We start from the raw sequence: 14,439 nt of genomic DNA, 5'->3' as shown, positions 1-14,439 counted from the left end.
CCGCGGCTCACTCCTGGAACTCTGCATCCGGCAGGGTCACGAAAATCAGCACCGCCAGGATCGTGATGAAGACGCGGAAGGCCGATTCGATGCCGTTCCATTGCGACGACATCCACATTCCGAACCATTCGCCGCCGATCGACATGAAGGCGACCTGCCAGACCAGGAATCCCAGCGTCAGGCCGGCGATGGCGACCGTCTTGGCGCGGTTGAAGTCGCGGGCCGGCGCCTGGCGGTGGCGCCACAAGCGGAAGGCGCCCCACCAGCAGAGGATGGCGGTGAGGGTCTCGGCGACGATGATCCCGATATAGCCGGCATTGTGGATCAGCGGCAGGTCGATCGCGCGATATTTGGTCGTCGCGGTCGGGAACACCGTGTCCATCATGAAGACATGCTGTACGAAGGCGAAATTGGTGCCGTAGTCGGTGACGTTGCCGAACGCGACCAGGCTCGCATAGAGCGCGATGGCGGCGGTAAGGGCGGCCTTGGACAGGCGCAGGATCGGCATGGCGGGTCCCCCTGAAGCGACTCGTCATGATGATAGCGCGAAAACAGGTGCCTTCATCACGCCCGCTCCCCTCCTGTCCACCGAAGCCTGGGCGAAGGTGGATGCGGGAGGGGGTGATACAAAGAGGAGCGGGGACTCTCGCTCGGAGCTTAAAAGCAGAGCGTAGCGATCATGCCTAAGTCACCGTCACGCAGCTGCATTTTGCGAGATGGCTGACCTTGTGCGATGTGCTGCCATAGACCAGCCCCTCGATGTTGCTGAGGCCGCGGCTGCCGAGCACGATCAGATCGGCCTTGTCGCGCTCGGCCACGGCCAGTATGACCTTGGCCGGATCGCCGAACTCGACGCGGATCTCCACATTCGCCACGCCGGCTTCGAGGGCTTCCTGCCGCGCGGCTTCGAGAAACGTCTCCACCATCTCCGTGCGCGCCCTGAACTGCGCGTTCTCGGTCTCATCCCGGGCGATGGCGGATTTTGGGCGGGGATCGGCGTTCGGATCGCCGAACATCGCGGACGGCAAGGGCGGTTCGAGATCCTTGAAGCCGAATTCCGCCGCCGCCAGCTTGCGTTCGGCTTTGCTCATGAGCCCGGCGCTGAGCGCGCGAACCAGCACGAGATCGGCCTTGTCGTTCTTGGCCACGCCGACCGCGATGGCCAGCGCTTTGCGCGCGTGATCCGAACCGTCGAGGCCGACGACGATGCGAGTGAAGACGCGGGTGAACATGCCGGCTCTCCTCCGCTTGCCCAGCTGGGATCGGCCTCGTCCCCCGGCCCGGTGGAGCCCGACGGCGGCCCATCGGAGGGATGCTGCGCCGCATTCGGGGTGGAGACAATCCCCATCGCCTGGCGCCGCTTGCAGCCCCTCCCCCAACCCCCTCCCGCATCCACCTTCGCCAAGGCTTCGGTGGACAGGAGGGGAGGGGGTTGGGGGAGGGGTCGATTCAGGGCAAAACGCGCCCCCGATCCACTCACGCTCGAAGCTGTGAAGTAGAGCGAAGCGATCACATCGACTTAGGGGGAGGAAATGCCGCCCGTCCCGGTTGCATCCCGCCCTGCGATGCCCAACACTGGGCTGCTGAAGCGGGGGCAGCGACCCATGACCAAGGCGACCATCCTGACCGATCGTTTCGATCGGGCCCTTCTCTACGCCACCCATGTCCATGGCGGCCAGACCCGGAAGGGAACCGCGATCCCCTATGTCGCCCATCTGATGGCGGTCGCAGGCACCGTGCTCGAATATGGCGGCGACGAGGATCTGGCCATCGCCGCGCTGCTGCATGACAGCGTCGAGGACCAGGGCGGCAAGGCCAGGCTCGAGGATGTCCGCAACCGCTTCGGCGAACGCGTGGCCCGGGTCGTCGAGGCCTGCTCGGACAGCCTCGCGGACACCGGCGCCGGCGAGCGCAAGGCCGGCTGGCAGGAACGCAAGGACAAGTATCTCGCGCATCTGAAGACCGCCGATGAAGACATCCTGCGCGTCTCGCTCGCCGACAAGGTGCACAACGCGCGTGCGATCCTGCGCGACCTGCGCAAGCCCGAGATCGGCGAGAAGATCTGGTCCCGCTTCAGCCAGCCCAAAGAGCGGACGCTCTGGTACTACACGAGTCTCGCCGACATCTTCCGCAAGAAGCTGCCCGGGCAATTGGCCGAGGAGCTGGGCGAGATCGTGGCGGTACTGAAGAAGGGGTGAGGACGCCGATGCTCTTGGATCGGAAGCGGAGTTGTCTATGATCGCCGCCAAATCGCGCAAAGCCCAACGTAGTTCGGCGAATGGAAGCGCGACGCTCGCCCGATCGGAGTCCAACCAGACCATGTTCGAACAAGCCTTCAAGAATATCGATGACGCGCTTCGGAAAGAGGCCGGCTGCACCACCGAGTTGGACTACACCGAACAGACCTCCTGGCTGCTGTTCCTGAAATATCTCGATGGGCTGGAGCAGGACAAGGCGACGGAAGCCAAGCTGGAGGGGAAGAAATACGATCTCATCCTCCAGAAGCCCTATCGCTGGGAGAGTTGGGCGGCGCCCAAGGATAAGAACGGCCAGATCGATCATGACAAAGTGCGCGTAGGCAAGGATCTCTGCGATTTCGTCGATGACGAACTCTTTCCCTATCTGCGCGGTTTTAAAGAGCGGGCCAGCGGTCCGAATACGATCGAATACAAGATCGGCGAGATCTTCGGCGAGATCAAAAACAAGATATCCAGCGGCTACAATCTGCGCGACATCATCGACCAGATCGACGCGCTGCGCTTTCGCTCCCAGACCGAGAAGCATGAGCTGTCGCATCTTTACGAAGCCAAGATCAGGAACATGGGCAATGCCGGGCGGAATGGCGGCGAGTACTACACGCCGCGCCCGCTCATCCGCGCCATCGTGCAGGTGGTCAAGCCCCGGATCGGCGACCGCATCTATGATGGCGCGGTTGGCTCGGCGGGTTTCCTCTGCGAATCCTTCGAATATTTGAAGGCGAAGAAGGACCTCACCACCAGGGACCGCCAGATTCTCCAGACCCGGACCTTCTACGGGAAGGAGAAGAAGTCGCTCGCCTATGTCATCGCGATCATGAACATGATCCTGCATGGCATCGAGACGCCGAACATCCTCCACACCAACACGCTGACCGAGAATCTCGCCGATATCCAGGAGAAGGATCGTTACGAGGTGGTGCTGGCCAATCCGCCGTTCGGTGGCCAGGAGCGCAAGGAAGTCCAGCAGAACTTCCCGATCCGCACCGGCGAGACCGCCTTCCTGTTCCTTCAGCACTTCATAAAAATGCTCAAGGCCGGCGGGCGCGCCGGCATCGTCATCAAGAACACCTTCCTCTCCAACACCGATAACGCCTCGGTCAGCCTACGCAAGCTGCTGCTGGAAAGCTGCAATCTCCATACCATTCTCGACTGTCCTGCCGGGACGTTCCAGGGGGCGGGCGTGAAGACCGTGGTACTCTTCTTCGAGAAGGGCGCCCCCACGCGCAAGGTCTGGTTCTACCAGCTCGATCCCGGTCGCAATCTCGGCAAGACCAACCCACTCAACGATGCGGACCTTGCTGAGTTCATGAAGCTGCAAAAGACCTTTGCCGATTCGCCCAAGTCCTGGACGGTGGACGCCAAGAGCATCGATCCGGTGACCTTCGATCTCTCCGCGAAGAACTCGAATGGCAGCCAGGAGGTCGCGCACCGCAGCCCGAAGGAGATCATGAACGAGATCGCCGCGCTGGATGCTGAGAGCGCGAAGGTGCTGGAGAAAATCAAGGCTCTGCTATGAGAGCGGCATGGCAGAGCAAGAAGGTGAGCGAGATCGCCGAGTGTTCACTCGGCAAGATGCTCGACAAGGCCAAGAATAAGGGGGAGCCGCGTCCATATCTTCGGAACTTAAATGTTCGTTGGTTCGACTTTGATTTGTCGAATCTTCTTGAGATGCGTTTCCTTCCCGAAGAGGCGGCGAAATACAGAGTCGCCAAAGGTGACTTGGTTATTTGTGAGGGCGGCTATCCGGGGCGGGCCGCTATCTGGGATCGCGACGAGCCCATCTATTTCCAGAAGGCACTTCATAGGGTTCGATTTCATCAGCCTGAGAATGCCAAATGGTGCCTCTACTATCTACACGCTCAGAACCTCGATGGCACTCTCAAGAGCCACTTCAACGGGGCCGGAATTCAGCACTTTACCGGTGAGGCACTGAGTCGATTTCAGATCCCGATTCCGCCGCTCCCCGAACAGCAGCGGATCGTCGACATCCTCGACAAGGCGTTTGACGGCATCGCCATAGTCAAAATCAATGTCGAAAAGAATCTCCAGAATGCCCGCGCTTTGTTCGAGAGTCATTTACAGACCGTATTCACCCAACGTAGCGAGGATTGGGTGGAGAAGCGTCTGGAGCAGATAGGAACGACGCAGACTGGCTCGACTCCAAAAACCGCCGTAAGAACGAACTACGGCACCTTCATTCCGTTCGTAAAGCCCGCTGACTTCAATAAAGATGGATCGCTGGTCTATGAGAATGCTGGGCTCAGCGAGAAGGGATTAGAAGGCGCCCGCAAAGTCACCGCTGGATCTGTGCTTATGGTTTGTATCGGAGCAACCATTGGAAAGTGCGGATACTGTGACCGTGATATCACGACAAATCAGCAAATCAACGCGCTAACACCGTCAGAGGGTATTTCCCATAAGTTTGTTTATTACCAGATGCTATCCGGGAATTTTCAGCAACGCGTACTGGGCAAATCCGGCCAAGCCACGCTGCCAATCATTAATAAGTCGAAGTGGAGCGCCTTAACTGTAGTGCTTCCGCCGAATGTGGAGGAGCAAACGCGTATCGTTGGCCAATTAGACGCGTTGGTAGGCGAAATCCAACGCCTCGAATCGAGCTATCAACAAAGGCTCGTCGCTCTGGACACATTGAAGAAATCGCTACTGCACCAAGCCTTCAGCGGACAACTGTAGGGGCGGCATGAACGAAGCCGAGACCCGTGCCGAGCATATCGATCCCGCCTTGAAGGCGGCCGGCTGGGGCGTGGTCGAGGGCAGCCGCATCCATCGCGAGTATCCGATCACCCCGGGCCGGATCGAAGGCCAGGGGCGGCGCGGCAAGGCGGAGATCGCCGACTATCTGCTGGTCTATCGCAACACCAAGCTGGCCGTCATCGAGGCCAAGGCCTGGGGCAAGCCGCTGACCGAAGGGGTGGCGCAGGCCAAGAGCTATGCGGGCAAGCTGTCCATTCGTCATAGCTACGCCACCAACGGGCAGGGGATCTACGGCATCGACATGCGTGAGGGCACCGAAGGCGAGGTGCCACGCTACCCCGGGCCGGACGAACTCTGGGCCATGACCTTCGCCGAGGCGGACGCGTGGCGAGATCGTTTCGCCGCTGTGCCGTTCGAGGACAAGGGCGGCTTCTTCCAGGGCCGGTACTACCAGGACATCGCCATCGGGCGGGTGCTGGAGGCGATTGCGGCCGGGAGGGACCGCATTCTGCTCACGCTCGCCACCGGAACAGGCAAGACCTTCATCGCCTTTCAGATCGCCTGGAAGCTGTTTCACAGCCGCTGGAATCTGTCCGACTGGAAAGTGGGACGGGAGCCGACGCGCCGGCCGCGCATCCTCTTTCTCGCCGACCGCAACATCCTCGCCGACCAGGCCTATAACGCATTCTCCGCGTTTCCCGAGGACGCGCTGGTCCGGATCGAGCCGGCCGATATCCGCAAGAAGGGCAAGGTGCCGAAGAACGGCAGCCTGTTCTTCACCATCTTCCAGACCTTCATGAGCGGGCCGCCGAAGGACGGCAAGCCCTCGCCCTATTTCGGCGAATACCCGCCGGACTTCTTCGATTTCATCATCATCGACGAGTGCCATCGTGGCGGCGCCAACGACGAGAGCAACTGGCGCGGCATCCTCGATTATTTCGAGCCCGCGGTGCAGCTCGGCCTCACCGCCACGCCCAAGCGCAAGGACAACGTGGATACCTATGAATATTTCGGCGAGCCGGTCTATGTCTATTCGCTGAAGGAAGGCATCAATGACGGCTTCCTTACCCCATTCAAGGTCAAGCAGATCTCGACCACGCTCGACGAGTATGTCTATACGTCCGACGACCAGCTCGTCGAAGGCGAGGTGGAGAGCGGGAAGCTCTATACGGAGCGCGACTTCAACAAGATCATCGAGATCAAGGAGCGGGAGGCGCACCGTGTGAAGCTGTTCATGGACCAGATCGACCAGCGGGAGAAGACGCTGGTCTTCTGCGCGACCCAGGACCATGCGCTGGCCGTGCGCGATCTCGTCAACCAGATGAAGTCCAGCAAGGACCCGAACTATTGCCAGCGGGTGACGGCCAATGACGGTGCGCTGGGCGAGCAGCATCTGCGGGACTTCCAGGACAACGAGAAAACCATCCCGACGATTCTGACCACCTCACAGAAGCTCTCCACCGGCGTGGATGCCCGCAATATCCGCAACATCGTGCTGATGCGCCCGATCAACTCCATGATCGAGTTCAAGCAAATCATCGGGCGCGGCACCCGGCTCTATGATGGGAAGGACTATTTCACGATCTACGACTTCGTGAAGGCGCATCACCACTTCAGCGATCCGGCATGGGATGGCGAGCCGATCGAGATCGACGAAGCAGATCCGAAGAAGCGAAAGCTGGCGACGGCAGTGCGCGAGCCGCCCGCGTCGAAGTTCGAGCCGGAACCGCGCCCCCAAAAAATCAAGGTCAGGTTGGCGGACGGCAAGGCCCGCTCGATCCAGCATATGATGATGACGACCTTCTGGCACCCCGATGGCACGCCGATGTCGGCGCAGCAATTCATGGAGATGCTGTTCGGGAAGTTGCCCGCGTTCTTCAAGAACGAAGCCGAACTGCGCGCTCTCTGGAGCGCTCCGGACACGCGCGCAAGGCTGCTGCAGGGTCTCGCCGAGAAGGGCTTCGGCAGGGACCAGATGATCGAGATGCAGCGCATCATCGACGCCGAAAAGAGCGACCTGTTCGACGTGCTGGCTTATGTGGCCTACGCGCTGCCGACATTGAGCCGGCGGGAACGGGCGGCCAAGGCTCAACTAGAAATTAAATCGCGCTTCGCTTCCAAGCAGCAGGCTTTTCTCGATTTCGTGCTGTCCCACTATGTGAGCCAGGGCGTCGAGGAGCTCGATCAGGAGAAGCTGACGCCGTTGCTGCGTCTCAAATACAACGACTCCATCGCCGATGCCGTGGCCGATCTCGGCAGACCAGACGAGATCGGGAAGATGTTCGCTGGCTTCCAGAGATATCTTTATCAGCCTGCGGCGTGATCACCGGCCCGTCTGGAGCCGAGTCCGACCCGGTGCCACACGAGAAAACCATGAATTGGTGATCGAGTTATACCAGGGTTCGTGAATCCTGGTATAACTCGGAACTCTATAAGTTATTGTTCTAGAACCGATTTAAGAATGCTCTACGCAAACTGAAGTTGGAATCCAGGAATGTCGGAGGATGACGCCGCAGCCAGATGAAACCGCAACCCATCGAGCTCTACATCAAGTCGGTCGAGCAGCTGTTCAACCCGCTCGATCACTCGCCCTTGCCCGACCGCGATCTCGATGAGGAAGCCGAGCAATATATCGTGGGCACGGCGCGCGAGCTCGATGCGCGGCGGCCGCTGGCCATCATCCTCCGCCTGCCGGAGCGCGCGGCCAAGCACCGCGCGGCGAGGGACGTTCCGGACGCCGTGCATCACTATTTCGCATACCGATCGGCACAGGCCGCGCGCGAGCTGCGGGAGCTGTTTCGCATCGGCCGGCAGTCACTCGGCATCGGCCTCTGCGTGCTGGCCGTCACGGTTGCCGTCAACCGGGCGGTGACACACTATCTGCCCAGTTCCGCAATCGGCAGCCTGATCGCCGAGGGCTTCTTCATCGTCGGCTGGGTCGCCAACTGGCGGCCCCTCGAGATCTTTCTCTATGACTGGTGGCCGATCAAGCGCAGGCGGGACCTTCTGGCCCGTCTTGCCGTGGCCTCCGTCGAGCTCCGTTTCGAGGCGGAGGAAGGAGCGGCGGCGACGGGGGAGGAAGCGCCGGTCGTTCCGATGAAACCGCTCGCCCCTTGATGTCCCAGCTCGCTGAATTGCGGCCTTCGCCGGCTGAAGGTCGGGATAGATGGAGCGGGAGAAAAAAATCATAATTAATGCAACGGGTTACGGAGAATTCCGATCCGGCGCCCCGTATTTGTAGGCAAAATGTTCCATTTGCCGACAAAGGCTCGTTTGGTTTATTGTAGGCAAAATTATGAGTTTGCCTATAAACGTCCCTCACACCGCCATGTCCCTCGAGACGCTGCCGATCTCCATCCAGACCCTGTATGCCGACCTCGTCGAGCGCGCCTGGTCGGGCAGCGTGAGCGAGCTCACCGGCCGCGGCGGGGCGGTCTATGCGCGCCCGGCCGCCGACGGGCGTCGCTATCTCTACTGGCAACCCCCGACCCTCGGCGGTCGCCGGGCGGCTGCCGAATATATCGGCATCGACAACGAGACCAATCGCCAGCGGATCGCCGCCCGGCAGGAAACGGTCGCCGCCCGCAAGGAACGTCGCGACATGGTCCGCTCGCTGCGCGCGGCGCGGCTGCCGGCTCCCGACAAGATGACCGGCGACGTCCTGGCCGCCCTGGCCGAAGCCGGCGCCTTCCGGTTGCGCGCCGCCGTGGTCGGCTCGGTCGCGTTCATGAGCTATGCGGGTCTCCTGGGCGTGCGGATCCCCGCGTCGCTCGCCCGCACCGGCGATCTCGACATCGCGCAGTTCCACTCGGTGGCTGTGGCCGTCGAAGACGAGATCGGGGACAGCTTTCTTTCTCTGCTGCAGCGCGTGGACAAGGGATTTGCGGCGGTCGCGAGCCCGTTGGACAGCCGGCACACCTTGCGCTACGCGCTGCGAAAGGGAGAGGAGGAGGTCTATTCCGTCGATGTGCTGTGCCCCTTGCGAGGGCCGGAGCGGGACCGCATCACCTATCTGCGGGCGTTGCGTTCCCACGCGCAAACCATCCGCTATCTCGACTATCTGCTCTATCATGAAGTCAATGCGGCGGTCCTGCATGGAGCGGGAATCCCCGTCAATGTTCCGGCGCCCGAACGCTATGCGCTGCACAAGATCCTGGTGTCGCCGATGCGGACCTCGAACCCGCGCAGCCAGGCCAAGGCCCGCAAGGACATCGACCAGGCCGCGGCCCTGGTCCTGGCGCTGCACGAGCTGCGCCCGGACGATCTCGCGGACGCCTGGCGGGAGCTGCTCGACCGCGGCCCGTCCTGGCGCAAGACGGCAGCCCGCGGCCTCAGGCAGCTTCCGGCCGAGCCCCGGCAGATTCTCGCCGATCTGGTTCCGGAGCGCTTCGGCGACGAGGTGGTGAAGGTGAAGAGAAGCGGGCGGTGAAGGCACGGCGTCGATTGCACCGCCGAGCAGCCCCTCCCCCTACCCCCTCCCGCAAGGGGAGGGGGCGTGGATTTTTTTTGAACCCGCCGCAGTTCTTTAATCATCAAATGCAAACAGCCTCTCCTGAAGAGGAAGAGGCTGTTTCTATTCTTCCTAGCCCCCTCCCCTTGCGGGGGCAATTGTAACCTTGACTCAGCAGCCCCGAGAACTTATATTCTTGGGTATCGGAAAGGTTGCTGGTCATGGCGAACGAACTTTCAAACCCCGTCTTTCAGGATGCATACAAAGCCCGCGCTTGGCTTGAGGCCGCTTTGTGGCCCGATGGCCCGGTCTGCGGCCATTGCGGCGCCATTGAAAGCGCCACGCCCATCGCGACCCGTCCGAGCTGGTACCAGTGCAACGCTTGCCGCAAGCAATTCAGCGTGACGGTCGGCACCCTGTTTGAGCGCAGCCATATCCCCCTCAATAAGTGGCTCTTGGCTGCCTTCCTGCTATGCGCGTCGAAGAAGGGCATCTCTACCCATCAGATGCGCCGCATGATCGGCGTTAGCTACAAAAGCACTTGGTTCATGATGCACCGCCTGCGCGAGGCAATGCGCGAGGGCCAGTTCCCCGGCCCGCTCGGTGGCGAGGGCAAGACCGTCGAAGCCGACGAAACCTATGTCGGTGGCAAAGAGAAGAACAAGCACCGCAATAAGCGAACCAAGGGCAATATCGGCGGCAAGGGCAAAGAAGTCGTTTTCTCGCTGGTCGAGCGCGGCGGATCTGTCCGCTCGCACCATGTTCCCGAGGTCAACGCCAAGACCCTGCGCCCGATCCTCGTGGCTCAGATCGACCGCAAGTCGTTCCTGATGACCGACGAAGCGGGCCAGTATTATCACCCTGGCAAAGAGTTCGCGAAGCACGAGACGGTCAACCACGGCGCTGGCGAATACGTTCGCGGCGAGGCGCACTCCAATACGGTCGAGAACTACTTCTCGATCCTCAAGCGCGGGATTACCGGGACGTATCACCATGTCAGCCAGCAGCACTTGAAGCGCTATCTCGCGGAATTTGACTTCCGCTACAATGAGCGCTCGGGCCTCGGTGTCAACGACTCGGAGCGCGCCACAAAAGCCCTCAAGGGCATTGTTGGGAAGCGGTTGACCTATCGGCGGACTGGTCAGCGGGCGAACGTCTAAGCCCGCGATCTCCCGAAAGCAGTTTTACAACCTATTGCAGCGCCTAAAACAACATCTGGGGGAAACTTAGTTTCCTCAGGCGCAACATCTGGTACGCCGGAACGGAAAGGCAACAGATTCGCTTGACTCTGGGTTGTAGGCATAAAATCATGTTCGGATGACTGAAATCAGGGCCGGGTCTTGACCCCCGGCCCTGATTGAAACCGCTAAATTTGGGAACTGTCGCGGTTCGAAATGAACGCCAGCGCATCTTAGATGCACCGGAATCTCAGTCAAGGCAGTTCCTCTACCTCTCGCGGCCCACACACGATGTGGAGCGGGATACAGAGGACTATTGATGAAAGAACGTACTGCGAAGGACATTATGAGTCCTTCTCACCGCATTACCTTCGATGAAGCTGTCCAGATTTGGCTTCATCTTTGGAACGGCGCTCGTAAGCATCGGTTGGCGTCGTACTATGACGTCAATGTCTGGCGGATTTATGACGTGATCAGCGGCAAGCTGCATCCTGGCAGCGAGTCCGCCGCCACCAAAATCCGCAAGAACGTCGCCTAACTATTGCCAGTAACGAGCGGCGGCCATGTAGGCCGCCGTCTCGATTCACGGCTTAGTCTTTCGGGTCTTCGCTTTCGCCGCTGGCCGATGTTGCGGCCCGGCCTTCGCCACTTGCTTGATGAATTGCTCGAAGCGAGGCCACGCGTCGGGCTCTAGCTCGATAGCGGCCGGCTTATCTTTCTTGGTCTTAGGCCTTACAACCATTTGGGTAGTTCGCCATGAATGAGCCAGTCCCCGCCAATGAGGCCGTGAGGGCAATCAAGGAACTCATCAAGGAATGGGACCGCTACCATATGGCGCTCGGCCGATTCATTGAGATGTTCGCCCTTGTCGAATTATCCATGCAACTCACGCTTTGGCATTACGCGAAGGTCCCGCCTCGAACCGCTAGGGCGATTTTTTCGGGGGTGAAGACCGAAGCGGCAATGGGTCACATTAACCGCCTCGTCGAACCTCCGAGGGCCAACAAAGCAATCAGAGACGATCTGGAATACGTTTTCAAGCAGCTGGCCGCCATCAATAAGCTTCGCAACGATCTTGTGCACTTTGTCTCTCACACGACCAGAGAAGGCGCCCGGGTCATCTCCAATTCCATTATGGCGCGGTCCCGGCGTCAGATTCGACGAGCAGTCATATCGCCCGAGACATTTATCGCGCTTGAACATGACCTAATGAAAATTCAGTCTCATTTGCTGGTTAGGCATTTCGGGCGCCGGCTCGTGCGCCAGAATGAGCGCCCTCGATATCAGCGCGATATTGACGCTGCATGGCGGTATATACCGCCTCCACAAGCGCCCCATCCCAAGAGGAAACGTCGCGGGAAGACTCAAGGGCGGCGATCCCAGCGCGCCTCATCTCCGACGTGACCTCGATATCGGCGGGCGGTAGTTTCTTCTCTCCCATCACCCTCGGACCTCCCGAGTCCCCGCTGAGTCAAGGTTACAATTGCCCTTGCGGGAGGGGGTAGGGGGAGGGGAGGACGGGCGAGTATCCCGCTACTCGCCCTTCGCCGCTCCGCCCAGAATCCGCGCGATCTCGGCGCGGCATTCGGGGGAGGTCTGCTCGATCGCGTGCTCGATGACGGCGAGCTTGTCGCGCAGCTCGTAGATCTGGTCGAGCAGGTTGAGCACCACCGGGATCGCCTCGTTGCCGATCTCGAGCTCCTGGGTGAGCTCGGCGATCAGGCGCAGGCGCGCGACGTCCATGTCGTCGAACTGCAGCTCGCTGCCCTGGGTCTCGGGCAGGACCCAGCGCTGCTCGATCCAGCTCGTCACGGCGGCACGGTCGACGCCGATTTCGACCACCACCTGCTCCAGGGTCCAGCGGCTCATTCGCGCACCTGATAGGGGTTCTCTTTGGCCCAGCGCTCGACCATCTCGGCCAGCTTCTCGTCGCTCTTGGGCGGCAGGACCACCTTGAGCCGGACATACTGGTCGCCGCGCTGGCGCGTCTTCTGATCGACCACGCCCTTGCCCTTGAGGCGCAGCACCGTGCCGGTGTTGGAGCCCTTCGGCACGGTGACCGAGACGCGGCCGTCGATGGTCGGCACCTCGATGCTGCCGCCCAGCACCGCTTCCTGCAGCGTCACCGGGACCTCCACATGGATGTCGTTGCCCTCGCGCTTGAAGGTGGGGTGGGCCTTGACCTTGATCTCGACATAGGCGTCGCCCGCACCGCCATCGCCGAAGCCGGGCAGGCCCTGGCCCTTGAGGCGCAGGGTCTGGCCGTCGGTGGTGCCGGGCGGAACGGTGAAATCGATCACCTTGCCGTCGGTCAGCGTCAGGCGCTTCTTGGCGCCCAGCGCCGCTTCGAGGAATTCGATCGGCGCCACATAGGACACATCGGCGCCGCGCATGCGGATGGTCTGGCTGCGGCCGCCGCCGGCCCCGTTGCGGCCTTCGCCGAACAGATTGGCGAACCAGTCCTCGCTCAGATCCTCTTCGCCGAGGCCGAAGCTCTGATCGCCGCCGCGATATTTGCCGCCGCGTCCGCCCTCGGCATAGCTGCGGTAATAGCTCTGGCGCGGCTTCTCGTTGCCGCTCGGGTCGATCTCGCCGGCGTCGAAGCGCCGCCGCTTCTCGGCATCGGACAGCAGGTCGTAGGCCGAGGCGACTTCCTTGAACTGCGATTCGACCTTCTTGTTGCCGGGATTGAGGTCGGGATGCAGCTTCTTGGCGAGCTTGCGGTAAGCCTGCTTGATCTGCTCGGGGCTTGCCGTGCGGGCGACGCCCAATATTTCATAAGGATCGCGCATGGCTCAGCGCTCCGCGACGCCGGACGGCGAAGGCTGCGGACCGGATTCGGAATCAGAGCCCGTCGGCGGCCGATAAGGGTGAGAGGCGTTTGCAATGGTCTTGCGCATGGAGGCAATCCTAATGCACCGGACCCTGGCCCGCCCAGTGTCGCGGCTCAGGCAGGTTCGGGACATGGTGACAAGGTCTCGAAAAGAGAATGGCTGATCTTCCGGTTTGGGGGTGAGGCTTTGCGTGAAAAATGGGCAGAGTTCGGGCAAATTCAACCGCCTGACGGGAAGGACCCCATGACCCAACGCCCCTTTGCCGAACCCTTCGCGCTGTTCCAGCGCTGGTTTTCCGAGGCCAGCGCCAAGGAGCCCGAGGACCCCAATGCGATGGCGCTGGCCACCGTCGGGCCCGACGGCCAGCCGAGCCTGCGCATGGTGCTGCTCAAGGAGGCCGATGAGCGCGGCTTCACCTTCTACACCAATTACGAAAGCCGGAAGGGGCAGCAGATCCTGGCCCATCCGAAGGCGGCCTTGTGCCTGCATTGGAAGTCGCTGCGCCGCCAGGTCCGGGTCGAGGGCGCGGTCGAGCAGGTCGGCGCCGAAGAGGCCGATGCCTATTTCGCGAGCCGGGCCCGCACCAGCCAGATCGGCGCCTGGGCGTCGCAGCAATCGCAGCCCTTGACCGAGCGGCTGGAGCTCGAGCGCCGCGTCGCCGCGTTCACTGTCAAGTTCGGAATCGGCACCGTGCCGCGGCCGCCCTACTGGTCGGGGTTCCGCGTCGTGCCGGAGCGCCTCGAGTTCTGGGAGGATCGGCCGTTTCGCCTCCACGATCGCCTGGTCTATCATCGCGACCAAGAAGGCTGGCGGACCGAGAAGCTCTATCCCTGATCGCGGCCGGTCCATCTCTTATCCCCCTCCCGCCTCGAGGAGGAGGTTAGGGTGGGGGCGGCACAAGCTCGATGCGGATCGCGTTTGCACGCTGGAGAGTTCTCTCGGCATCGCGTTCTGCGATCGCCCCCACCCCAACCTCCCCTCAAGGGGGAGGGGAAGAAAGGAAG

General features: G+C 61.4%; 14 protein-coding genes. 10 read left to right on the top strand and 4 right to left on the bottom strand.

Features of this window, described 5'->3' with window-relative positions; translation table 11 throughout:
- Window positions 1-7: 7 nt before the first annotated feature.
- Together FRZ44_RS19560 and FRZ44_RS27110 are read right to left on the bottom strand one after the other, a co-directional pair.
- The gene (locus FRZ44_RS19560) at window positions 8-508 is read right to left on the bottom strand and encodes a DUF2165 family protein (RefSeq protein WP_151178761.1); all 501 of its coding nucleotides are present in this window, start codon (window positions 506-508) and stop codon (window positions 8-10) included.
- Window positions 509-683: 175 nt separating this feature from the next.
- Window positions 684-1,232, bottom strand: coding sequence for a universal stress protein (locus tag FRZ44_RS27110; RefSeq protein ID WP_191908200.1), 549 nt, complete (start codon window positions 1,230-1,232; stop codon window positions 684-686).
- Between the two features lie 372 nt (window positions 1,233-1,604).
- On the opposite strand from FRZ44_RS27110, the gene FRZ44_RS19550 reads away from it, so the two are divergent.
- The 9 genes from FRZ44_RS19550 to FRZ44_RS19510 all read left to right on the top strand — a co-directional run bounded on the left by FRZ44_RS19550 (window position 1,605) and on the right by FRZ44_RS19510 (window position 12,005).
- Window positions 1,605-2,198, top strand: a complete 594-nt coding sequence (locus tag FRZ44_RS19550) for an HD domain-containing protein (protein ID WP_151178759.1) — start codon at window positions 1,605-1,607, stop codon at window positions 2,196-2,198.
- A 37-nt stretch (window positions 2,199-2,235) separates the two neighbouring features.
- Entirely contained in the window at window positions 2,236-3,774 is a 1,539-nt protein-coding gene (locus FRZ44_RS19545) for a class I SAM-dependent DNA methyltransferase (protein ID WP_225308350.1), read from the top strand.
- A gap of 23 nt (window positions 3,775-3,797) precedes the next feature.
- A complete protein-coding gene (locus tag FRZ44_RS19540; RefSeq protein ID WP_407658008.1) occupies window positions 3,798-4,952 on the top strand; it encodes a restriction endonuclease subunit S in 1,155 nt (384 codons plus the stop codon).
- 7 nt (window positions 4,953-4,959) lie between these two features.
- Window positions 4,960-7,296, top strand: a complete 2,337-nt coding sequence (gene hsdR, locus FRZ44_RS19535) for an EcoAI/FtnUII family type I restriction enzme subunit R (RefSeq protein ID WP_151178757.1) — start codon at window positions 4,960-4,962, stop codon at window positions 7,294-7,296.
- A 197-nt stretch (window positions 7,297-7,493) separates the two neighbouring features.
- Window positions 7,494-8,090: a hypothetical protein gene (locus tag FRZ44_RS19530; RefSeq protein WP_191908199.1), complete on the top strand. Its 597-nt coding sequence runs from the start codon at window positions 7,494-7,496 to the stop codon at window positions 8,088-8,090.
- Window positions 8,091-8,301: 211 nt separating this feature from the next.
- A complete protein-coding gene (locus FRZ44_RS19525) occupies window positions 8,302-9,402 on the top strand; it encodes a GSU2403 family nucleotidyltransferase fold protein (protein ID WP_191908198.1) in 1,101 nt (366 codons plus the stop codon).
- Window positions 9,403-9,644: 242 nt separating this feature from the next.
- Window positions 9,645-10,583, top strand: coding sequence for an IS1595 family transposase (locus FRZ44_RS19520; protein ID WP_151178755.1), 939 nt, complete (start codon window positions 9,645-9,647; stop codon window positions 10,581-10,583).
- 337 nt (window positions 10,584-10,920) lie between these two features.
- Window positions 10,921-11,139, top strand: coding sequence for a hypothetical protein (locus FRZ44_RS19515; protein WP_151178754.1), 219 nt, complete (start codon window positions 10,921-10,923; stop codon window positions 11,137-11,139).
- 218 nt (window positions 11,140-11,357) lie between these two features.
- Entirely contained in the window at window positions 11,358-12,005 is a 648-nt protein-coding gene (locus FRZ44_RS19510) for a hypothetical protein (protein WP_151178753.1), read from the top strand.
- 129 nt (window positions 12,006-12,134) lie between these two features.
- Here FRZ44_RS19510 and FRZ44_RS19505 read toward each other — a convergent pair whose 3' ends face one another.
- Window positions 12,135-12,470: a chaperone modulator CbpM gene (locus FRZ44_RS19505; RefSeq protein WP_151178752.1), complete on the bottom strand. Its 336-nt coding sequence runs from the start codon at window positions 12,468-12,470 to the stop codon at window positions 12,135-12,137.
- Window positions 12,467-13,393: a DnaJ C-terminal domain-containing protein gene (locus FRZ44_RS19500; RefSeq protein ID WP_151178751.1), complete on the bottom strand. Its 927-nt coding sequence runs from the start codon at window positions 13,391-13,393 to the stop codon at window positions 12,467-12,469. The genes FRZ44_RS19505 and FRZ44_RS19500 overlap by 4 nt, the downstream gene beginning before the upstream one ends.
- 285 nt (window positions 13,394-13,678) lie before the next feature.
- On the opposite strand from FRZ44_RS19500, the gene pdxH reads away from it, so the two are divergent.
- Entirely contained in the window at window positions 13,679-14,269 is a 591-nt protein-coding gene (gene pdxH, locus FRZ44_RS19495) for a pyridoxamine 5'-phosphate oxidase (protein ID WP_151178750.1), read from the top strand.
- Window positions 14,270-14,439 lie beyond the last annotated feature (170 nt).

This window comes from Hypericibacter terrae (genome assembly GCF_008728855.1).
GTDB classification, from domain to species: domain Bacteria; phylum Pseudomonadota; class Alphaproteobacteria; order Dongiales; family Dongiaceae; genus Hypericibacter; species Hypericibacter terrae.
This window is presented reverse-complemented; position numbering and strand designations above follow the sequence as displayed.